The organism is Tahibacter soli (assembly GCF_025717065.2).
GTDB classification, from domain to species: Bacteria; Pseudomonadota; Gammaproteobacteria; order Xanthomonadales; family Rhodanobacteraceae; genus Tahibacter; species Tahibacter soli.
Genome location: NZ_JAOVZO020000023.1, coordinates 494442 through 518100, shown reverse-complemented (window position 1 = coordinate 518100; position 23659 = coordinate 494442). Strand labels below are relative to the sequence as shown.

Annotated in this window: 8 protein-coding genes; 3 read left to right on the top strand and 5 right to left on the bottom strand. The window is 69.4% G+C overall.

From position 1 onward, the window contains the following. Positions 1–57 precede the first annotated feature (57 nt). Positions 58–5349, bottom strand: coding sequence for a Kelch repeat-containing protein (locus tag OD750_RS27245; RefSeq protein WP_263542481.1), 5292 nt, complete (start codon positions 5347–5349; stop codon positions 58–60). 249 nt (positions 5350–5598) lie between these two features. Here OD750_RS27245 and OD750_RS27240 point away from each other — a divergent pair, with 249 nt between their 5' ends. Continuing rightward, positions 5599–7860: a hypothetical protein gene (locus tag OD750_RS27240; protein WP_263542482.1), complete on the top strand. Its 2262-nt coding sequence runs from the start codon at positions 5599–5601 to the stop codon at positions 7858–7860. Between the two features lie 15 nt (positions 7861–7875). On the opposite strand, the gene OD750_RS27235 is transcribed toward OD750_RS27240, so the two are convergent. After that, positions 7876–11457: an Ig-like domain repeat protein gene (locus OD750_RS27235; protein ID WP_263542483.1), complete on the bottom strand. Its 3582-nt coding sequence runs from the start codon at positions 11455–11457 to the stop codon at positions 7876–7878. Positions 11458–11642: 185 nt separating this feature from the next. Between OD750_RS27235 and OD750_RS27230 the strand changes: the two genes are divergently transcribed. After that, positions 11643–13106: a hypothetical protein gene (locus tag OD750_RS27230; protein ID WP_263542484.1), complete on the top strand. Its 1464-nt coding sequence runs from the start codon at positions 11643–11645 to the stop codon at positions 13104–13106. 475 nt (positions 13107–13581) lie between these two features. Continuing rightward, a complete protein-coding gene (locus tag OD750_RS27225; RefSeq protein ID WP_263542485.1) occupies positions 13582–21150 on the top strand; it encodes a Calx-beta domain-containing protein in 7569 nt (2522 codons plus the stop codon). A 146-nt stretch (positions 21151–21296) separates the two neighbouring features. On the opposite strand, the gene tnpC is transcribed toward OD750_RS27225, so the two are convergent. From tnpC to tnpA, 3 genes are read right to left on the bottom strand one after another with little or no spacing between them, the layout of a single operon-like run. Further along, positions 21297–22838 carry an IS66 family transposase gene (gene tnpC / locus OD750_RS27220; protein WP_272842209.1) on the bottom strand — a complete coding sequence of 514 codons (1542 nt, stop codon included), beginning with the start codon at positions 22836–22838 and terminating at the stop codon, positions 21297–21299. A 15-nt stretch (positions 22839–22853) separates the two neighbouring features. Continuing rightward, positions 22854–23192, bottom strand: a complete 339-nt coding sequence (gene tnpB / locus OD750_RS27215) for an IS66 family insertion sequence element accessory protein TnpB (protein WP_272842208.1) — start codon at positions 23190–23192, stop codon at positions 22854–22856. After that, positions 23186–23488, bottom strand: coding sequence for an IS66 family insertion sequence element accessory protein TnpA (gene tnpA / locus OD750_RS27210; RefSeq protein WP_263542487.1), 303 nt, complete (start codon positions 23486–23488; stop codon positions 23186–23188). Before tnpA ends, tnpB begins: the two co-directional genes overlap by 7 nt. Positions 23489–23659 lie beyond the last annotated feature (171 nt).

Sequence of the window (23659 nt, the reverse complement as noted above, 5' to 3'; positions counted from 1 at the left end):
TGATGTGGAGACGTACAACGAAGCGGCGGCCGCGAATGCGCCACGGCCGCCCCGTGCTCACTGCGTATCGCCGGGAACCTGCAGTCCGTCGCGGAAGATCACCAGCGTGTTGACGTCGCTCGCACTCGCGGGGTTCACGTCGCCGGCGACGTCGATGCGCAGTTCGATCGTCGGATCGTTGCTGGCCGGCACCAGCGGCACGAGCAGCGTCCAGGTCATGCTGGCGTTCGCGGGCAGTGTCGCGTTCGCCGCGAACACGCCCGTGCCGTCGACGCAGCCGCTGCCGCCTCCGTTGCTCGTGCAGAACCACTGCGCACCCGCGAGGTTGATGCCGGTGCCCGGCGAACTCGCGCTCAACACCGGATGCGTGGTCACCGGGCTTGCGTTGGCCAGCGTGACGACATAGCTCGGCACCGCGTCGTAGCGCGTATAGCCGTGGTGATCGTCGATCGTGACGGCAACGGTCGCTCGGTTGACGCTCTGCGTCGCCGTGCCGGCACTCACGGCATTGGCGGCGTCGCCGGCATAGCTCGCCGTCAGCGTGCGTGGGCCCAGGTGCGTCAGCGTCAGCGTGCACTGCCCGGCGCCGTTTGCCAGCGTCGCCGTGCACGATTCGCCGGAATCGGCATTGACGTTGACGCTGCCGGTGGGCACGGGGCCGCCGGTGGTGTCGGCGACGGACACGGACGCCGTCACCGGCTGTCCGAGCACCGACGGATTCGGCGCCGCGCTCAGCGTCGTCGCCGTCGTGTTCGTGCCGACCGTCACGGCAGTCGCGGCGCCGGTAGCCGACGGCAGGAAATTCGCGCTGCCCTCGTACTGCGCCGTCAGCGCGTAGTTTCCCGCCGTGGCGAACGTGATCGCGCACTGCCCCGCCGCGACGCTCGCGGTGCACGTTGCGCCGCCGGGCGTGGCCGTGACGACGACGCCGCTGCCGCCCGGCACGGCCGGCGCGCCGGCGGCACCGGATACCGTGTACGGCACACTCAGCGCAACGCCGACGCGCGCGCCGGCGACGCTGCCGATCGCGACCGTGGTCGAAACGGCGTTGACGATCAGCGTCGTCGTCATGACCGCGCCCGACGTCGCGTAAGTCGCCGTGTCGGCCGGCACGAACGTCGCCGACAACAGTTGGCCCGCACCGGCGTCGAGCATGGTGCCGGCCGGCGGGAAGTACGTGAACGTGCCGGCGACCGGATTGCCGTTCCAGGTGGCCGTCGCGTTCAACTGCGCCGCGCCGAGCGCCGTGCCGTACGTGATCGGCGCGGGTTCGGCCCAGCCGAGGCTCGGCAGGCGTTTGTCGACGACCTGGCTCAGCGATTGCGTCACCGCGAACGCGTTGTTCGCGTCGCCGGGATACCACGCCGCGACCGCATGCGTGCCGGCCGGCAGCGCCGCACTCGTGCACGCGATCGGCGAGGCGTTCGCCGGCACCGTGCACAGCACCGTGCCGCCGATGCAGCCGGACGTGGTAATCGTGGAATTGGCGCAGAACTGCACATTGCCGGTCGGCGCGAACGCCTGCGTCAGCGTCGCCGTGAACGTGACGTCGTCGCCGACGGTCGCCGGATTCGTGCCGCTCGACAGACTCAGCGTCGGCGCCGCGCGCACGACGATGCCGTTGCTCGCGGCCGACGGCGTGCCCGTGCCGGCCGCGTTCACCGCGGCGACGGTGAACGTATACGCGCCGCCGGGCAGCGGATCGAACACGATGCTCGTGCACGGCGCGGTACACGCCGCCGTCGCCCCGCCGGTGGCGGTGGCGACGTAGCCGGTGATCGGCGCGCCGCCGTTGGCGTTCGTCGACGCCGCGAACGTCACGGTCGCCTGCATCGTGCCGGCGGTCGCGGACACCGATGTCGGCTGGCCGGCCGTCGCCGCGATCGTCGTATAGGTCGCCGCGCCGGGCACGCCGTTCACCCACGCGCGCACGAGCACCGGACCCGCCGCGAAACCGGCCAGCGCCGCGGCGCGGCCGGTGAACAATGTGTCGGTCGCGCCGCCGTCGACGTAGCGCTGCTGCTCGTTGTCGAGACGCTGCACCTGGATCACGGGCGAGCCCGTCGCCGAGCTCGCCGTGCCGTTGCCGCTGCTGCCGTCGACCGGCGACGCGAAACCCGTCGTCTGTACGGCGCCGCCGCTGTAAGTGGTGCCGAGTGCGTTCGCGGTGAGCGCCGTCGTGGGCGTCGCGAAACTGCCGGCCGACGCGACGTCGGGACGCCGCGCCGCGACCGGCGCGAGATCGGGGTCGTACAGCTCGGTGCTCGTGACGGCACCGCCGGCGTTGAAGCCGCCGGCAATCAGCACCTTTCCGGTCGGCAGCAGCGTCGCCGTGTGGCCGTAGCGCGGCACCGCGAGCGGCAGGAAGGCGGTGAGCACTTCGGTGACCGGATCGAAGATGGCGACGCGGCGCTGGCCACCGCCGTCGCCGCGGTCGCCGCCGGCGATCAGCACGCGGCCCGACGGCAACAGCGTCGCCGTGTGCGAGAAGGTCAACGTGAACAGGCCGCTGTCGAGTCGCGTCCAGGTGTTCGCCGCCGGGTCGTAGACCACCAATGCGCCGCGGGGGCTCGTACCGCTGCGTCCGCCGATCAGCAGCACCTTGCCCGAGGGCAGCAAGGTGGACGTGTGCAATTCGCGAGTTTGCGAGAATGTGCCTGCCGGGGTCCAGCTGCCGGTCGCCGGATCGTACAGTTCGGCCGAATTGAGCGCCCCGGAGGCGTCGCTCCCGCCGCTCACCAGCACCTTGCCCGACGGCAGCAGCGTGGCCGCGTGCTGGTAGCGCGCCGTGGTCATCGTGCCGGCACCGGTCCACGCGTTGGTCGCCGGATCGTAGCGTTCGGCGCCGTTCAGCGCGGCGCTGCCGAAGCCGCCGGCGACGAGCACCTGCCCGTTCGCGAGCAGCGTGGCCGTGTGCGCGCGGCGTGCCGTCGCGAGCGGGCTTGCGGCGCTCCACGCGTTGCCCGGCGGGTCGTAGCGTTCGACGCTCGCGAGCACGCCGGCGCTGCCGAGCCCGCCGATCGCGAGCACGCGGCCGTCGGGCAGCGTCGTCGCGGTGTGCGCGCGCCGCGCCGTCGTGAATCCGGCCGCGGCGCTCCAGGCGTCCGTCGACGCGTCGTAGCGCTGCGCGGTGCCGATCGGGCCCGATACATCTGCACCGCCCGCGAGCAGCAGCCGGCCGGTCGAGAGCATCGTGGCCGTGTGCCCGCCGCGTGCCGACGGCGCCGCGGCGGCGTTCGACAGCGTGGTCGACTGCGGCTGGTACAGCATCGCGACGGCGTGCGACGTGGTGCCGTCGGTACCGCCGACGATGATCGCCCGGCCCGAGAGCAGCGTCGTCAGCGTATGGCCGTACCGCGGCGTGCCGAACGTGCCGACGGTGGTCCACAGGTTCAGGGCCGGGTCGTACAGTTCGGCCCAGTCGTGAATGTTGTAGTTGAAATACGCGTCGACACCGCCGGCGACGAGCACCTTGCCCGACGGCAGCAGCGCCGCGGTGTGCCAGCGCCGTTGCGTCGACATCCACGCGACGTCGGACCAGCTGTTGGTCGTCGGATCGTATTGCTCCGCGCTGCTCAGGACGGTACCGGCCGCGTTGACGCCGCCGATCACGAGGAACCTGCCTGACGGCAGCATCATGCCCACGGCTTCCTGGCGCGCGCTCGACGTGCGCGGACCGGGGCTCCATGCGTTCGTCGCGGGATCGTAGATCTCGACGCTGTCGAACGCGGACGGACCGTTGTCGCCGCCGGCGATCAGCACCTTGCCCGAGCCGAGCAGGCCGGCGACGTGATGAAAGCGCACGGTCGTGATCGTCCCGGCGGGCGTCCAGCCGTTCGTCGCGGGATCGTAGACCTCGGCCGTATTGGGCATGCCGCCGCCGTCCTCGGTGCCGCCGACGATCAGCACCTTGCCGGATGCCAGCAACGTAGCCGTGTGCAGCGAGCGGCTCTTGCCCATGGTGCCGGCGCCGCTCCAGGTATTGTTGGCCGGGTCGTACAGCACGGCGGTATTGAGCATGTTCGTGCCGTTGTAGCCGCCGACCACGAGCACCTTGCCCGACGGCATCAGCGTCGCGCTGTGGTAGCGGCGCGCGACCGCGAGCGGCGCCGCCGCGGTGAACGCGTTCGCCGCCGGGTCGTACAGCTCGACGCTCGTCAGCGCGCTGTTGCCGTCGCTCGCGAGCCCGCCGCCGACGACGAGCGCCTTGCCCGACGGCAGCGCCGTCGTCGTGTGATTCATGCGTCCGGCCGCGAGCGTGCCGCCCGGAATCCAGGTCGCGTAGTACGGCGTCGTGCGGTCGTAGAGTTCCGCGCTCGCGAGCGGGCCCGACGCATCGGCACCGCCGGCGAGCAGCAACTGGCCGTTCGGCAGCGACGTCAGCGTGGCCTGGCTGCGCGCGACGACGAGGTTGTCGGCGTGCGTCCAGCGGTTCGTCGCGGGGTCGTACCTTTCCGCCGCGCCGAGTCTCGCGCTGCCCGCGGCGTTGCCGGCCGCGCCGCCCACGACGAGCACTTCGCCGGTCGACAGCACCGTCGCGGCGTGCGCCTGGCGCGCGGCACCCATGGGCGCCGCAGCGCTCCAGCCGGTCGTCGCGTCGAAGATTTCCGCGCTCGCGATCGCGTTGCTGCCGTTGAGTCCACCGGCCACCAGCACCTTGCCGTTCGGCATCAGCGTGGCCGTGTGCGCGCTGCGCGGCGTCGCGAGCGTCAGCGCGCCGATCCAGGTATCGGTCGGCGGGTCGTACAGCACGGCGCTGTCGAGCGCGCCGATGCGAAAGCCGCCGACGACGAGCACGCGGCCCGACGGCATCAACGTTGCAGTGTGATTCGTGCGCGCGACGGCGAGCGGCCGGGCGGCGGTCCAGCTGTCGCTCGCCGGATCGTAGATTTCGGCCGTATTGAGCACGCTTTCGTTGTTGCCGCCGACGACGAGCACCTTGCCCGACGACAGCAGCGTGGCGGTGTGGTTCGCGCGCGCACCCGACGGCGCGGCGGCGGCGCTCCAGGCGTTCGCGACCGGGTCGTACAACAGCGCGGTGCCGACGATCGCGGTGCCGTCGAAGCCGCCGACGACGAGCACCTTGCCCGAGCGCAGCCGCGTCGCGGTGTGGTTGGCGCGCGCCGCGGGCATCGCGGGACCCGCGCTCCAGGTGTTCGTCACGGCATCGTACAGCTCGGTGCTGCCGAGCACCGCGCCGCCCGCGCCGGTGCCGCCGGCGACGAGCACCTTGCCCGTCGGCAGCAGCGTGGTCGTATGACCGGTGCGTGCCGCGGCCGGCGTCGCAGCCGGAAGGAATCCCGACGCGAACGCGTTGCCGGCGGCCAGGATCGCTAACAGAACGGACATCCAGACGGCCATCCGCGCGACGCGTCGCGACGACGGCGATACGCGGCCGGCGTTGTGCGACGCCGGGCCAGAGGTAGTGCTGATCATCGAGAATCCCCCGCGGGTCTTCCCGACCACTAGCGCGGAATCGTGGTTTCCCCCCTCATCGACGACGAACCCGGTCGCCGTCACCGGCAAATTGTGGACGGGTTCGAAGAACCGCCGCGCGTTCAGGCACAGCATCGCCCCCCGTCGGAGGGAGGATCGGTCATGAACGCAGTTCTCGTCGGCGCGCGGCGCCTGTCCGCGCGGTGGTTGCTGTGCGCCTGCCTGCTCGCCGCCCCGGCGCTCGCGCGCGCCGAATTCCTGTTCGTCGACGGCTTCGACGCCGGCCCCGCGCCGGTCGTGCGCGTGCTGCGCGACGATCGCGTGGCGACGATCGAGATGGACTACAACGCCGACAACCCCTGGGGCCAGTTCTGGACCATGAGCGGGTCGCCCAAAGACGACGCCGGGTTTCTCGTGAGCTGGTGGCCGCAGACCGCGAACGCGCTCGACGCCGCGCGTGCGATGTCCGGTAACGACAGCGGCGGGATGTGCCTGAACCCCGATCACCTGATCGCCCCGAAGCTCGCGCCGATTCCGTCGGATCTGCCGCCCGGCTACAAATGGCTGGTCACCGCCAACCGCCGCGTGCAGCTGCAGCCGCTGGCGAACAACGCCGCGTACGTCGTGCGCGTGCAGCGCGTGAACGCGCTCGGAGAGGTGACGAGTCTGCCGACGCAGATCAACTTCAACGGCGGCGATCCCGCGCGCGTCGATGCGCTGCGTTCGAGCCTCACGTATTTCGACGACTTCAACCTGCCGCTCGGCGCGGCCGACGAGAAGCTCTGGAACAACGCGACGGTGACGTCGACCGATCCGCGCTTCAACCTGTTCTTCATCAACGACCAGTTCCACGCGCACACGTTGAACGGCACGCGCGTGGACAACACCGGCGACAAGTCGCAGACCTCGCAGCGCTTCCGCAAGAAGATGCGCGTGGAATCGGGCGTGCGACGCCGCGTCGTGTTCGACATGGACGGCCCGTTGAGCCCGCGCTCGGTGTGGTACCTCGATCTCAATCCCGTGAGCACCGACACCACCGCGCACGCGAGCTTCTTCGACGAGGACGGCGCGGCCGGACTGCCGGCCGGCGTGCTGCGCGTGCGCGCGCAGTTCCAGACGCTGAGCGTGAGCCTGATCGACATGCAGGGCGCGTCGCACCAGGTTGCGACGGTCGACATGGAAAACGCCGGGCGGCAGGTGGTCACGAACGTGCGGCGGTTCTTCGACATGCGCGTGGGCACCGACGGCGTGCAGATCTTCGTCGACGGCAAGAGCCTCATCGACGCGCCGTTCGCGCCCGGCGCGTTCGCGACCGGCGACTACGAACTGCTATGGGTCGGCTTCGGCTACAACACGCCGAAGGACGCCGTGCCCTACTACCTCGTGCACTGGGACAACTTCGGCTTCGACGGACCTACGGTCGATGCGCGCACGGTGCACAACTACGTCACGCGCATCGAAGGCACCGACTATCAGAAGTCGCAACGCTGGAACAACACGTTTCCGACGTTCCGCATCAACATCCCCGACGACCTGCGCCCGGTGACCGCGAATGCGACGGCCGAGGCGTGGCTGGTATACACGTATCAAATGGGCGATTATTCCGGCTTGAACGTGCTGCCGACCGACTACGTCAAGGTGAACGGCGCGGGCCAGTTCCCGCTGCCGCAGCCCGTGAACAACAGCGTGCCGTACACCGCGTCGCTCGTGCAGTGGGGCATGCCGCACACGGCGCGCATCAAGCTCGGCAATCTCGTGCAGGGCGGCGGTTCGCCGCTGCTCGTCGGCAACAACACGTTCCAGTTCTTCGTCGACAACGCGGGCCTCCTGAACGCGCACGTCGAAGTGCTCTACCCGCCCGGCAGCGCGCCGGCCTACACGCCGCCGTCGGCGCTGCACCACTTCCCGCTGCACGCCGAACTGCCGCGGATCGGTCCGCCCGCGCGGCTGCAGCGCATCGGCGACACCGACGTCGGCGAGCCGCAGCACCTGTCGGCGAATCCGCCGACGCGCATCACCGTCGGCGGCACGGTGCCGCTCAACGTCGAGGTCGGCAACGCGAGCTGGGCCGGCTGGGCGCCGCAGCTGATGCACATGCCGGTGGTCAGCGGCGAGGTGTGGAGCGCGGGCGGCACGGCGGGCATCGCGACGGTCGAGGTGTTCATCCGTCCGACCGGCGGGGTCGCGCCGGGCACGCGCCTCGCGCTGATCGAGACCGCGCGCCACGTGCCGGCGCCGCAAGGACGCTACGGCCTGCAGTTCGACTCGGCCGCGTTCCCGAACGGCGACTACGACCTGTTCGTACAGGCGACGACGCCGTCGGGTCTGAAAAGCGTGCCGAGCTACGGCGACGAGGTGCACGTGTTCGATGCGGCCGCGCTGTCGGGGGCCTACTACCCGATACCGATTCGCATCCAGAACTGATCGGCGTCGTGAGCGCTATCGCACAGGGCACCCCGGCGTCGCCGCCTCGAAACCGTTGCGCAGCAGCACGTCGGCCGGATCGAACACGGTCACCGTCAGATCCGGCGAGCTGCCGCCGGCGTTGATCGCGTCGCCGCTGTAGCGCGCGCGGATCGCGACAGTGCCCTGGCCTTGCCCGGCCGGCGCGGCGATGTCCGTGGTCGTGCAGCTGGCCGTACCGTCCGTCAGCGCGACCGCGTGGCACAGCGTCGCACCGGTATCGGCGACGAAGTCGACGCTGCCGGCCGGAACGCCGCCGAGGCTCGCCGTCGCGATCGACGCGCGCAGCGTGAACGGCTGGTTCGCGGTGAAGGCGCGCGCGCACGCCGTTTCCACGCTGGTGGTCGTCGGCAGCGCGAGCACCTGTTGCGCGAGGGCGAACGACACCGAAGCGCCGGTATCGTCGTCGCCGCCGTAGCGCGCGGTGATCGCGTGGGTGCCGACGGCGAAATCGGTCACCGTGCAGCTCGCGGTGCCGCCGACGAGATTCACGTTCGCGCACAGCGGCGTCGCGCCGTCGTAGAAGCCGACGTGGCCGCCGAGCAGCTCGGTGGTGATAGTGGCCGTCAGCACGACGGTGTCGCCATAGGTCGACGGGTTCACCGAACTGACCAGCGCCGCGTTCGAATCGACGGTGTTCACCTGCTGTTGCAGCGTCGCCGATTGCGACGCGGTATTGCCCGCGTCGCCGGAATAGCTCGCCGTGATCGCATGCAGGCCGCCGGCGAGCGTCTGCGTGTTGCATTGCGCGACGCCCGCGGTCAGCGCGACGCCGGTGCACAGCGCATTGCCGTCCGCGCGGAACGTCATCGTGCCGCCGGGCGCGAGGCCGCTCGCCGTCGCGGTGAACGTGACGGTGTCGCCGTAGCGGCTGGGATTGACGCCGCTCGCGAGCGTCACGCTGCTGCGCGCCTGCACCACCACGCTGTTGCTCGGCGGCGATGCGGCGGCCGTGCCGGCCGCGTTCACGGCGCTCGCGGCGAATGCGTAGACGCCGGGCGGCAGCGATGCAAATTCCACATTATTACAAGGCGCCAGGCAGCTTTGCTGCGCGCCGCCGGGCGCGGCGGTCACGCGATAGCCGGTGACGGCCGTGCCGCCGTCGTCGCCCGGCGGCGCAAAAGCGACCGTCGCGCGCAGCACGCCGCCCGTCGCCGTCGGTGCCGCGACCGGCGCCGGCACGCTCGCCACGGTGGCATTCACCGCCGCGCTCGGAACGCCGTTGACCCAGGCACGCACCTGCACCGGCCCGGCCGGAAAATCGGCCAGTTCCAGCGGCCTGCCGCTGAACTGCATGCCGCTGAACGGCAGGTCGGCGTCGGCGCGGACGAACCGCATCTGGCCGTTGTCGATACGCTGCACTTGCAACAAGGGGAAATTGCTGCCGGCACCGGCGCCGCTGCTGTTGCCGCCGAAGGCCGGCTGAAAACCGTTGCCGCTCGCGCGCAACGTGCCATGGCCGGCGCTCAGCAGGTCGGCCGAGTACAGGCGCGGCTGGCGCGCCGGATCGGGCGCAAGGCCGGGGTCGTAGTATTCGGCGAACGGCACCCAGTTGGCCGCATAGCCGTAGACGACGAGCATATGACCCGACGGCAGCAGCACCGCCGAATGCGAGTTGCGCGCGAATGCAAGGTCGGCTGCCGGCGACCAGCGATCGACTTCCGGCGTATATATTTCCACACCGCGCGTTCCGCCGCTCGCGCCCGAACGGCCGCCGGCCAGCATCACCTGCCCGGACGGCAGCAGCGTCGTGGTGTGCTGCGCGCGCGGCAGCGCCATGTCCGGCGCGCGGCTCCACGCCGGCTGGCGCGGATCGAACACATCGGCGCGCGCCAGCGGCGTGCCGGCGTTGTCGAGGCCGCCCGCGACCAGCACCGATCCGTTGCGCAGCAGCGTCGCCGACGCGGCGTAGCGCGCGATGCCGGGCGCGGCGAGCGTCGTCCAGCGGTCGGCCGCCGGATCGTAGACCTCCGCGCTGTCGAGCGCCTGCCCCGCCGCATCGCGGCCGCCGCTGACCAGAACCCGCCCGTCGTCGAGCAAGGTGGCCGCGTGTTCGCCGCGCGGCGCGTTCATCGGCGCGCGCGGCGTCCATGTGTCGACGCCCGGCCGGTACAGCTCGGCCGACGCCACCGCCACGCCGCCGCTCGTATATCCGCCGGTGACGAGCGTCGTGCCGTCGGGCATCAGCGTCGCCGCGTGCAGGTAGCGCGGCACGGACATCGACGCCACGCCACTGGACGTCATCGTCGTGCCGTTGACCGTCTCGGCATACGGAATCGGCGTGCCGCCGGAGAGTCCGCCGGCCAGCAGTACCCGGCCGTTGCGCAGCACGGTCTGCGTGTGCCGCGTGTGCCGTGCCGCGAGACCCAGGCTCGACCACGTCGCCGTGGCGACGTCGAACACGTCCGCGAAGGCGTCGTAGTCCGCGTCGAAGCCGCCGCCGACGACCAGCACCTTGCCCGGCGGCAGCCAGGTGGCCGTCGCGCCGGTGCGCAGGCTCGGCAGCGTGCGGTCGAACACGCTGCTGGCCGTCGCGGGATCGAACCATTCCGAACTTGACGATGCCGACGCGTCGCCGGTGCCGCCCGCGAGCAGCACCGAACCGTTCGGCATCGGCACGGCCGAATGGCCGGCCCGCGTCACCGCGAGATTGCCGGCGGCGATCCAGCCGTTGCCGGCGGGGTCGTAGATTTCCGCCGCCGGCACCGCCGTGCCCGGCGCCGATTCGCCGCCGCTGACCAGCACGCGGCCGTCCGGCAGCACCGTCGCCGCATGGCCGGTGCGCGGCGCGTTCATCGCCGCCGCGAACTGCCAGCCGCCGGTGGCGGGGTCGTAGATTTCGCAGCTCGCGAGGCTCACGCCGCCGTCGTCGCCGCCCGCCGCGAGCACCTTCCCGCCCGGCAGCAGCGTGAGCGTAAGGCCGCTGCGCGCGACCAGCATGCTGCCGCTCGAATCGACGGCGCCGAACTGCGGATCGTACAATTCCACATTGGACATCGCCGCCCCGCTGCGGCGCCCGCCGGCGAACAGCACCTTGCCCGACGCCAACTGCACGGCGGCGTGCCGCTGGCGTTCGTAGTCGAGATGGCCCCAGGGCATCCAGGTGTTGGCAACGGGGTCGTACAGCTCCAGGCCGAACGTTTCGCCGAACTGCCGTTCGCCGCCGGCAATCATCACCTGGCCCGTCGCGAGCAGCGTTGCGGTATGCCGGCGCAGCGAGACCGTGGTACCCGGCGCCACCGTCGCCCAGGTGTTGGCCACCGGGTCGAACACCTGCCGGCCCTGCCCCACCAGCAGCACCTTGCCGTTGGGCAGCGTCGTGAGCGTGGCGCCGGCTTCCGCGCGCGAGAGCGGCGGCCCGGCCTGCCAGCGGTTGCGCGCGGGATCGTACAGATCCACCGCCTGCGCCGCCGATGCATTGGTGCTGCCCGCGAGCATCACGCGGCCGTCGTTCAACAGGGCCGCGGCCTGGCCGGCGTGCGCCGCGACGAGGTCGGGTCCGCGGCGAAACGATGCCGCCGATGCGGTCGTGCACAGCGTTGCCAGAAGGCAGGACATGCCAAAGCCGACGGCCGATCGCGTGAGCGCGCGCATGCCGGTTCTCCACTATTCCCCTGATACGACGGCTATCGGAATTCGCACCACCCGACTGTCAACGCCGTTAATGTGCGCACCGTCGAAGAACCGGCCTCGACGGCGGACCAAGATCGCGGCCATGCCGATCGCTGCAGGAAACCGCCGTCATGCGCATCGCTCCGCCGCTTTTCGCGCTGCTGCTCGCCGCCGCGGCACCGGCCGCCGCCTTCGCCGACGCGTGCGGCCTGCCCGCCCCGGCGTTCTGCGAAACATTCGAAAGCGGACCGGCGCCGCTCGCCGATCGCGGGCGCGGCAACGAGCTGAGTCGCACGCGCTTCAGCGCGACGCGCTACGCGCCGTCGCTGTCGACCGGGGACGGCGTGACGTTCTGGGTGTGGGAATCGGAATTCGGCCTGGTGCCCGACGAACCGCCGCCGTGCCGCAGCGACGTCGTCGGGTTTCTGCCGGCGACGCGCGACACGCTGATCTGCGAACCGTCGGCGCATATCGGCAGCCGGTATCTCATGACCGCGGTGGGTTCGCAGAATTACGGCAGCAACGTGTACCGCATCCGCCAGCCGTTCGATTTCGCCGGCCGCACCGGACGCATCGTGTTCGACACCGACCTGACGACGAACTTCCTGCTCGGCTACATGAGCATCGTGATCAGCGAAGATCCGTCGCCGACGCCGACGTGGGATCTCAACGGCCGCGGTCCGAACCCGCGCAACGGACTGATGCTCGTGTTCGTCAGCAACAATGTGGAAGTGTACGACGTGCGCGACTACGCGCTGACGACGATCGCAGGCACGGCGACGACGATCCCGGCGCAGAAAGGCCGCATGAGCCGCGTGGAACTGCGGCTGTCGACGACGCAGTTGGAAGTGCTCACCTCACCGCCGTCGGACGACGGCGTGAACTTCGCGCCGCTCGTCAGCCGTCGCGTGGTGAACTTCGCGCAGCCGCTGGCGTTCTCGCGCGGCTACGTGCACCTGATCGGCCACAACCACGCGACGTGGAAATACGGCATCACGTTCGGCGGACTGCCGCGGCCGTTGCGGTCGTGGAACCTGTACTGGGACAACATCGGTTTCGACGGACCGGCGATCACGTGGACGCGCGAGTACGAGATCCCCGGCGCCGAGGTTCCGTCGACGCGTACGACGACCGACGAGTATCCGCCGGGCACGTTCCACACGACGGTGCACAACGGCATGAGCCTCGGCTACGTGATCCCGAACAGCGCGTCGACGATGAGCGCGCCGCTGACGTTCCGCAACGTCTCGCTTGCGAACGCGACGCGCGCCCGGCTCGTGTTCAACGGGTACTACCAGGGCTACGGCACCGACGGCATCCGGCTCGGCACCGGCAGGCTGCGCTACCAGCTCAACGACGGGCCGATCCACGTGCGCGCGTTCACGCCGGGCGAGACGGCGATGATCGACACGCCGGGACAGACCGGTGGCTACAACCATGCGATCGACGTGCCGCTCGCGGAACTCGTCGACGGGGACAACGTGGTGCGGTTTTCGACGTTGAACATCGAGTCGGGGTATCCGAATGCGGTGTTGAATCTCGATCTCGTGATCGACGCGAATCCGGATCGGGTGTTTGCGGACGGGTTCGAGTAAAGCGCGTCGTCCTGCCCCGCTTTCGCCGACCGTCGAGGCGGGGAATCCCAAGCCGCCGCCCGCGCCGCCTTGCGCGATCGTGTTTCTTTTTATCAAAGTCAAATAGTGCGCGACTCGTGCTCTGCGCGATGCTCGCGCATCGCAACGCCCCGCACCTCGACCAACGTCAATCTTGCGCGCACGCAGTCGTCGACTAAGCTTGCCGGCTGCGCCGCGTGTCGTGGGACATCGGCGTCATGCCTCGTGCGATGAGGCGTGAATGCACCGTTTTGCGCTACGAACGATCTCCGCGAGTGTGCTGATACGGCAAGCATTGAACACGATTTCGCCGCAACGACGTTTGGCGACGAAATGCGACATCGCCGTTCGACTTTTTTCGGATCGCCGCACCGCGAGTGCCACCAACCACTGCCGCCCCTGGCTACGCCGCCGGGCCGGCAACGCCGTTTGCTTTCATGACGAGAAGTACCCGCTGATGAATTGCCCGTTGCGTACCGCGCTTGCCCTCTTGCCGCTGCTCGCGGCGTCGCTGTTGCCGCTCACGTCCGCGCAGGCGGCCAGCAGCTGTCCCGGCTTCATTCCGGCGACGATCACCACGCCGGCCAACCTCGTCACCGCAATCAACCAGGCGCAGAGCGGCAATTGTCCCGGTGCGGACACCATCGATCTCGGCGGCAATACCATCACCTTCACGTCGGCGGGCTTCAGCGATGCCGGCACGGGACTGGCGCTGCCGCCGGTCACGTCGCCGATCACGCTGACCAACGGTACCGTCAGCCGCAGCGCCGCGGCCACCTTCCGCTTTCTGCTGGTCAACAGCGGCAGTTCGCTCGCGCTGAACAACATCACGCTGTCCTCGGGCCGCAGCACCTCCGGCGGCGGGGCGATCCGGGTCGGCGGCGGCTCGCTGATCACCGCCGGCGTCAGCTTCCTGTACAACACCGCCGACAATGGCGGTGGCGCGGTACTGATCGACGGCCCGGGCACGGCACAGTTCACCGACACGCTGTTTCAGGGCAACCAGGCCGGTGATCCCGGCGGCGCCGTCGCGATCACCGCCGACTCGGGCGACGTGGGTGTCAACCGCTCGCGGTTTCTCGGCAATGTCGCCGGCACTCGCGGCGGCGCGCTCGGCGTGACCGGGTTTTCGATGCTGCAGATCAACGACAGCCTGTTCGCCGGCAACGCCGCCGCCGGCGCGGCGCTGTACCAGGCGACGGGCGTCGTCGTCGTGACCGGCACGACCATGGCCGGCAATCTCGGCAGCGCGGTGGAACTGGGTGGCAGCCCGAACACCACCTTTACCAACAGCCTGATCTGGGGCAATAGCGGCGGCAGCTTCATGGGCGCGCCGATGGTGATGTTGTATACCGCCGCCGAAGGCTACGCAGGCGCGACCATCAACACCGGCTACACCGTCCACGATTTCTTCGTCGCTCCGCTGGCCACCCCCGGGACGGCCAGCACGGGTCTGAACTACAACCCGACGCTGTACGACTGGCACCTGCGGCCGTTTGCGCCTGCGATCGATGCGGGCAGCAACAGCAGCACCACGTCGACGCTCGATCTCGACGCCAGCCCGCGCCGCGCCAACGACACGAACGTGAGCGACACGGGCACGGGCACCGCGCCGCTGGCGGACCTGGGCGCGTACGAGCGCCAGTCCGGCAGCTGCGCCAGCTTCAGCTATCCGTATACCTTGAGCGGTTCCGCCGCCGCCGCCACGCGCCGCCTGAACCTGCGCGACGCCGTGCGCTGCGCCAATCTCAACGCCAGCGACGACACTATCGACCTCGCCGGTCAGACCCTCACCTACGACGCACCCTTCGCAACCATCGACGGCACGCCGACGGCGCTGCCGCAGATCACTTCGACGATGACGCTGCGCAATGGCCAGATCGCGCGATCGACGGCCGGCGGCACGCCGAATTTCCGTCTGCTGGCCAATGCCGCCGGCGGCCAGCTGACGCTGTCGGGCATGACGCTGCGCAACGGCAATGCCGGCAATGTGGCGGGCTCGTCGCGCGGCGGTGCCGTGTACAACCTCGGCACGCTGACGATCCAGCAAAGCACGCTGTCCGACAACACGGCCTACAGTGCCGGCGCATTGCACAACGGTGCCGGCGCGAATGCCACCGTCGCGCGCAGCACCCTGTCCAACAACATCGCCACCAGTGGCGCCAGCGCCGCCTACACCGATGGCCGCCTGGTGCTGTCCAACAGCACGGTCGCCGGCAACAGCAGCACCGCGGCCATCAGCGCGGTCACCGGTGCCGCCGGCAGCCAGCTGCGCATCGTCAACAGCACGATCGTGGACAACAGCAACACCTCGACCACCGCCTCGGCCGGACTCGCCAGCAGCGGCGACACGCAGCTGTACAACAGCATCCTCGCGAACAACACGCCGTACGACTGCGCCCGCCCGGCCGGCGCCATCGCCTTCAGCGCCGGCACCAGCAATATCGTCGAGACGCAGCCGGCGGCCGTGCCGTGCGGCGTCGCCGGCACGCACCTGATCGCGGCCGATCCGCAGCTCGGCGCGCCGGCCGGCTCGCCGGCTTTCTATGCGCTGTCGTCGGCGACGAGTCCGGCCGTCGATGCCGGCGACTCGGCCAGCATCGACGGCGCCACGGTCGATCAGCCCGGCAATGCGCGCGTGCAGCAATCCGCCGTGGACCTGGGCAGCGTCGAGTCGCCGTTCGCCGCACAGCAATCCACCGTCGCGTTTGCCGCTGCCACGAGCAGCGCCGCCGAAGCCGCGGGCTTCGGCAATATCGTTCGCGTCACCACCAGCGATGGCGCGGTCACGCAGGCCGCGATCACGGCCACCGTCAACGTGACCGGCGGCTCGGCCACCGCGTCCGACTACACGCGGACCGGCACACTGACGATTCCCGCAGGCACGCCGCACAACGCGCTGGTATCGGTTGCCAGCGCCATCACCGTCGCCAACGACGGCATGGTCGAACCCGACGAGACCTTGCAGCTGACGCTGTCGGCCCCCGCCGGCGCGGTGCTCGGCACGCAGGCCACGACCACCCACACCATCGGCAACGACGACACGGCCACGTTGACCATTGCCAACGTCAGCCAGCCCGAAGGCAATGCCGGCACCAGTGCGATGAGCTTCACGATCGCACTGGACAACCCGGTCCAGGGCGGCTTCGCGGTCGACTACACCACCACCAGCCTGACGGCCACCACGGCCGACAATGATTTCGTCGCCGCATCCGGAACACTCGCGTTTGCCGGCGTATCGGGCGAGACGCAGACGTTCACCGTCACCATCAACGGCGACACCCGGGTGGAGGCGAACGAGACCTTCCAGGTGTCCATGCCGTCTGCCCTGGGCACGATGGCACCGGGCTCGCTGATCATCACCGATACCGCCATCGGCACGATCGCCAACGACGACGCGGCCGCCGTCACCATCGCCAACGCCAGCACGGCCGAAGGCGATGCCGGCACGGTAGCGATGACGTTCACCGCGACGCTGGACAACGCCGTCGCCGGCGGCTTCACCGTCAACTACGCCACCGCCAACGGCACCGCGACCACGGCCGACAACGACTACGTGGCCGCCACCGGCACGCTGACGTTTGCCGGCACGCCCGGCGAAACGCAGACCTTCACCGTGACCGTCAACGGCGACACGCACGTAGAGGCGGACGAAACCTTCGGCGTGGCGATGAACACGGTCTCCAACGCGGCCGTGACCATCACGGATACCGCCACCGGCACGATCACCAACGACGACACCGCCACGCTCACCATCGCCAATGTCAGCGTGACCGAAGGCAATACCGGCACCCGCAACCTGATCTTCACGGCAGCGCTGGACAACGCGGTGAGCGGCGGCTTCACCGTCAGCTACGCGACCGCGGACGGCACGGCCACGACGGCCGACAACGACTACGCCGCCGCCACCGGCACGCTGACCTTCACCGGCGCGGCCGGCCAGACGCGCACCTTCATCGTCACCGTCAACGGCGACGCCAAGCTCGAGGCCGACGAGACCTTCACCGTCGCGCTGAGCAACGTCTCGAATACCGCCGTGGACATCGGCGACACGGCCACCGGCACCATCAACAACGACGATACCGCGGCCGTCACCATCGGTCCTGCCAGCGTGACCGAAGGCAACAGCGGCACCACGACGATGACCTTCACCGCCGCGTTGAACAACGCGGTGCAAGGCGGCTTCACCGTCAACTACGCCACCGCCGACGGCACGGCGACCACCGCTGACAACGACTACGTCGCCGCCACCGGCACGCTGACCTTCGCCGGCAGCGCGGGCGAGACGCGGACCTTCGCCGTGACCATCAACGGCGACACCCGCGTGGAGCCGAACGAGACCTTCACCGTTGCGATGAACACGGTCTCCAACGCCGCCGTGACCATCACCGATACCGCGACTGGCACGATCAACAACGACGACAACGCCACGGTGACCATCGACAGCGTCAGCGTGACCGAAGGCAATGCCGGCACGCGCAACCTCACGTTCACGGCAAGGCTGGACCAGGCCCCGGGCGGCTCCTTCAACTTCAACTACGCGACGGCGGACGGCACTGCCACGACCGCCGACAACGACTATGTCGCCACCACCGGCAACCTGGACTTCATGGGCCTCCCCGGCGAGACGCACACCTTCGTCGTCGTCGTCAACGGCGACACGAAGCTCGAGGCCGATGAGACCTTCACGGTATCGATGGACAACAGCTCCAACCCGAACGTGAACATCACGGATACCGCCACCGGCACGATCGAGAACGACGACTCGGCGGCCGTCACCATTGCCAATGTCTCGATGGCCGAAGGCAACACCGGCACGTCCGCGATGACGTTCACCGCGACGCTGAACAACCCCGTTGCCGGCGGCTTCACGGTGAACTACGCCACCGCCAACGGCACGGCGACCACCGCCGACAACGACTACGTCGCGGCGAGCGGCACGCTGACCTTCGCCGGCAGCGCGGGCGAGACGCGGACCTTCACCGTGACCGTCAACGGCGACACGCGCGTGGAGTCCGACGAGACGTTCACCGTAGCGATGAACACGGTGTCCAACCCCGCCGTGACCATCACCGATACCGCGACCGGCACGATCACCAACGACGATGCTGCCGCCGTCACCATCGCCAACGCCAGCATCGCCGAAGGCAACACCGGCACGTCGACGATGACGTTCACCGCGACGCTGGACAACGCCGTCGCCGGGGGCTTCACCGTGACCTACGCCACGGCCAACGGCACCGCGACCACGGGCGACAACGACTACGTCGCCGCGAACGGCACGCTGACGTTCGCCGGTACGCCCGGCGAGACGCAGACGTTCACGGTGACCGTCAACGGCGATACCCGCGTAGAGCCGAACGAGACCTTCACCGTAGCGATGAACACGGTCTCCAACGCGGCCGTGACCATCACCGACACCGCGACCGGCACGATCGACAACGACGACTCGGCAGCGGTGAGCATCGCCGATGTGAGCATGGCCGAAGGCAACGCGGGCACGTCCACGATGACGTTTACCGCGACGCTGGACAACGCCGTCGCCGGCGGCTTCACGGTGAACTACGCCACCGCCAACGGCACCGCGACCACGACCGACAACGACTACGTCGCCGCGAACGGCACGCTGACGTTCGCCGGTACGCCCGGCGAGACGCAGACCTTCACGGTGACCGTCAACGGCGACACGCGCGTAGAGGCCGACGAAATCTTCAGCGTATCGATGAACACGGTATCCAACGCCGCCGTGACCATCACCGATACCGCGACCGGCACGATCACCAACGACGACACGGCCGCGGTGACCATTGCCGATGTCAGCATCGCCGAAGGCAACACCGGCACCACCGCGATGACGTTCACCGCGACGCTCGGCAACGCCGTCGCCGGCGGCTTCACCGCGAACTACGCGACCGCGAACGGCACGGCGACGACAGCCGACAACGACTACATCGCCGCAAGCGGCACGCTGACCTTCGCCGGCACATCCGGCGAAACGCAGACCTTCACCGTGACCGTCAACGGCGACCTCCGCTTCGAACCCGACGAGACGCTGACGGTCGCCCTGAGCGGCGCTTCCAACGCGGCCGTCGGCATGCCGGGCACGGCGACCGGCACCATCCGCAACGACGACACCGCGCCCGGCTTCGTCGTCACGCCCGGCGCGGTGCAGACCACCGAAGCCGGCGGCAGCGCGACGTTCACCGTCGCGCTCGCGGCGCAGCCCGTCGCGACGGTATCGCTGCCGCTGTCGAGCAGCAACACCGGCGAAGGTAGCGTGTCGCCGGCCACACTGACGTTTACCTATGCCAACTGGGCCACGCCGCAGACCGTGACGGTGACGGGTGTCGACGACGCCATCGTCGACGGCAGCGTCGCCTACACCATCGTGCTCGGTGCGGCCATCAGCAGCGATCCCGCGTTCAACGACGTGGATCCGCCGGATGTCGGCGCGACCAATGCCGACAACGACGTGGCCGGCGTGCGCGTGGCGCCGACCGCGCTCACGGCCACCGAAGGCGGCACCGGCGCGAGCTATACCCTGGTGCTGGACAGCGAACCCGTCGGCGGCAGCGTGACCGTGACCGTGAGCGCCGACAGCCAGGTCACTGCGACACCGGCGACGCGCGTGTTCACGGCGGCAAACTGGAACGTCCCGCAGACCGTCAGCGTCACCGCCGTCGACGACACGCTGGCCGAAGGCACGCACACGGGCACGATCACCCATGCCGTGAGCGGCGCCGACTACGGCAGCGTCACCGCGGCCAGCGTCACCGTCACGATCACCGACAACGACTCGACCGGCATCGTTGTCACGCCGACATCGGGCCTGATCACCACCGAAGCCGGCGGCAGCGCGGCGTTCACCGTCGTGCTGGCCAGCCAGCCGACCGCCGACGTCGGCATCGCGCTATCCAGCAGCGACACGACCGAGGGCACGGTGTCGCCGGCCGCCCTCACCTTCACCGCCGCCAACTGGAACGTCGCGCAGAGCGTGACCGTGACCGGCGTGGACGACGCCGTCGTCGACGGCGACGTGGCCTACACCGTGATCACCGCGCCCGCGACCAGCACCGACGCGGGCTATGCCGGCGTCGATGCGGCGGATGTCGCCGTCAGCAACCGCGACGACGACGACGGCGCCTCGCTGCGCATCGACGACGTGACCCTGGCCGAGGGCGATGCCGGCAGCACCGCGTTCGTATTCACCGTGACCCTGACCGGCACCGTCGCCGGCGGCGTACAAGTGAACTATGCGATGGCCGACGGCACCGCGCAGGCGCCGGGCGACTACACCGCGACCACCGGCGTGCTGAGCTTCGCCGGCACCGACGGCGAAACGCAGGCCATCAGCGTGCCCGTCAGCGGCGATGCCGTGTTCGAAGGCGACGAACAGTTCCGCGTGGTGCTGTCCGGCGCTGATCCGGCCGTGGTCGTGCTGTCGCGTGCCGAGGGCGTGGGCCGCATCACCGACGACGACGCGACCGCGCAGCTCGCGGCGGCCAAGGTCGTGACGCAACCCGGCACGCCGACGCAGCCGGTGATCTACGCCATCGAACTGCGCAACACCGGCACCGGCCCACAGCCAGACGCCGACGGCGACGAACTCGTCGACACGCTACCCGCCGCCCTCGCCCTGCAGTCCGCCAGCGCAACGAGCGGTACCGTCGTCGCCGACACGGCAACCAACACCGTGCGCTGGAACGGCGCGCTGGCGGCCGGCGCGTCGGCCACCGTCGAGATCCGCGCCACCGTCGTCGCCACGACGGCCGGCGCCATCAGCAACCGCGCGCTGGCGAACTACGACAGCGACGGCGACGGCAGCAACGACACCGCCGCGCTATCGGACGACCCGACCACGCCGGGCGCGGATGCGACCGTGTTCTTCTTCACGCCGGCCGGCACCGCCACGCCGGTGGCCGTGCCGCTGTCCGGCCCGTGGACATTGCTGGTGCTGATGTTGGCGCTGGGCCTGGCCGGGCTGGGCGCGCCGGCGATGATGCGGCGGCGGCGCGCGGCGGCATAGCGCGACCGCACGCAGTCGTGACACGGCTGCCCACGTCTCCTGCGGGGACGTGGGTCGCCCGATCGTCGGCTCACGTTCGGCGTGCCTGCCGCGACCGTAAGCGCTCGGCCTCACCACCTTCCCCACAACCACATCAGCCGCGATAGTCAGCCCCAGCGGTGCGGCAGAAGTTCGGCGATGCGCCGATCGGGATGTGTCGGCAGGCGGGTCAGCACATCCTTGAGATACGCGTAAGGCTCATGGCCGTTCTGCCTGGCGGTGGCGATCAGGCTCATGATCGCGGCGGCACGCTCGCCGGCGGCTTTGGAGCCTGCGAACAGCCAGTTCTTGCGACCCACGGCGATGGGCCGGATCGAACGTTCGACCGGGTTGTTGTCGATGGGCAGCGAAGCGTCGTCGACGTAGCGCACGAGCGCCGGCCAGCGCTTGCGGGTATGCGCGAGCGCTTTGGCGAGGCCGCTGTTGGGTGAAGCGGCAGACAACAGGTTGTCGATCCATTGCTCGAACGCATCGAGCACCGGTTGCGCATCGCGTTGTCGTCGGGCAAGCCGTTCGGGCGGATCCAGACCTTTGATCTCGGCTTCGATCCGGTACAGCTCGGCGATCTGGCGCAATGCCGGTTCAGCGTGCGCGCTGGCCTTCGCCGCATGCAACTCGAAGAACAGGCGGCGAATATGCGCCCAGCAGCCCACTTCGGTGATGTTTTCTGCAAAAAGGGCTTTGTAGCCGGCGTAGTCGTCCACGACGAGATGGCCACGGAAGGCGCCGAGGAAGTTCTTGGCATGCTCGCCGCTGCGACTGGTGCAGAAGTCGAAGATCGTGATCGGCGGTCCGTCCGTGGCGCAGTAGGCAAACAGATACGCACGTGCTGTCTTGCCCGCGCCCGGATCGAGCAGCGCAACCGGCGTTTCGTCCGCGTGGATCACCGGGCGCTGCAACAGATCGGCCTTCATCGCAGACACCAGCGGCATCAGCGCGACGCCGGCGGCGCCGGTCCAGTCGGCCAGGGTCGAACGGGCCAGTTCCACGCCGCTGCGCTGGTAGATCTGCTGCTGACGATACAACGGCAGGTGATCGGCGTATTTGCCGACCAGCACGTGTGCCAGAAGGCCCGGCGCCGGTCGGCCACGTTCGATCACACTCGCCTGGCTCGGAGCGGCCGTCACCGTCTCGCACGCGCGACACGCGTACTTCGGATAGACGTGACGGCGCACGAAGAACTCGGCCGGCTTGCAGTCGAGCTGCTCGGTGACGTCTTCGCCCATCGGCGTCAGCGCGTTGCCGCACTGCGTGCACGTGCACGAGGCGGGCTCGTGACGAACCTCCTCGCGCGGCAGGTGTTCCGGCAACGGCAGGCGCTTGGGTTGGCGACGCTGTGCAGACGGCGATTCCTTGAGCGTCTCCAGCTCCGTCTGTATCGCGACGATGTCTTCTTCGAGCGACTCCTCGAACAGCTGCCGCTGGGCCGGGTCGAGTTGTTCGGAACGGCGGCCGTACAGGGCGCGGTTCATCGCCGCCATCTGTGCTTCGAGAACCTTGATGCGCGCGGCGCGGTAAGCGCCGACCGCTGCCATCTCGGTAATCTGTGCATCGCGCTGAGCAATGAGGGCATCGCGGTCAGCCAACGCAGCCAGCGCTTCGCGCAACCGCGTTTGCAGATCGTCGTTGGTCGATACATCAACACTCATGCGCCGATTGTAAAGTTATACCAGCGCGCCGACCAGCGGTTTTGCGCACAACCGATGCCAGTCCACGCCGGTGCACAACCACGCGAACGATTGCGCGTCGATCTCGCAGACGCGATCGCTGCTGCGCGGCCAGACGAAGCGGCCTTCGCGCAAGCGCCGCACGCACATCCACACGCCGCTGCCGTCGGCGCAGATCACCTTGATCCGCGTGGCGCTGCGATTGCGGAACACGTACGCGCCACCGGCGAGTCCGTCGTGACCGAACTGCATCGCAATCGCCGTCAACAAGCCATCCATGCCACGACGCAGATCGATCGGCTCCACCGCGATCCACCACGACGTCGGGCTCAACATGCCGAGGTCTCGCGGATCAATGCAGCGAGCCAGCGTGGATCCGTTCCGACCGGCACGGCGATACGCCAGGCGCCATGCTGCAACTCGATGGTCGCCGGCAGTGTGTTGCCGACCACGCGGACCGGCACCAGAGCCTGCCCAGGCGTGCTCGACTTGCGCTTGAGCAGGTAGCTCCAATGCGCCAACGTCAACGCATTGATACCAAGCTTGGCGCCATATTGCTTCTGCGTCAGGCCGCTTGATCGCCACGCCTCAACGTGACGACGCCAGAATGCTTCGGTCTTCGATGCTTGCACGTTTGGCGCTCTGAGAAGGTGAGCGACAAGCATTGCTCTGATGATCGGGTTCGAGAATGTGGCGGCGCCGGACGCTTACCCGCGACCGCTGCGGTCGTGAAATCTGTCCTGGGACAGCATCGGCTTCGCCGGACCGGCGATCACGGGGACGCGCGAATACGAGATCCCCGG

Coding starts and splice junctions, on each gene's coding strand:
- OD750_RS27240 (WP_263542482.1), top strand. CDS start 5,599: ATGAACGCAGTTCTCGTCGGCGCGCGGCGCCTGTCCGCGCGGTGGTTG.
- OD750_RS27235 (WP_263542483.1), bottom strand. CDS start 11,457: ATGTCCTGCCTTCTGGCAACGCTGTGCACGACCGCATCGGCGGCATCG.
- OD750_RS27245 (WP_263542481.1), bottom strand. CDS start 5,349: ATGTCCGTTCTGTTAGCGATCCTGGCCGCCGGCAACGCGTTCGCGTCG.
- tnpB (WP_272842208.1), bottom strand. CDS start 23,192: ATGTTGAGCCCGACGTCGTGGTGGATCGCGGTGGAGCCGATCGATCTG.
- tnpC (WP_272842209.1), bottom strand. CDS start 22,838: ATGAGTGTTGATGTATCGACCAACGACGATCTGCAAACGCGGTTGCGC.
- OD750_RS27225 (WP_263542485.1), top strand. CDS start 13,582: ATGAATTGCCCGTTGCGTACCGCGCTTGCCCTCTTGCCGCTGCTCGCG.
- OD750_RS27230 (WP_263542484.1), top strand. CDS start 11,643: ATGCGCATCGCTCCGCCGCTTTTCGCGCTGCTGCTCGCCGCCGCGGCA.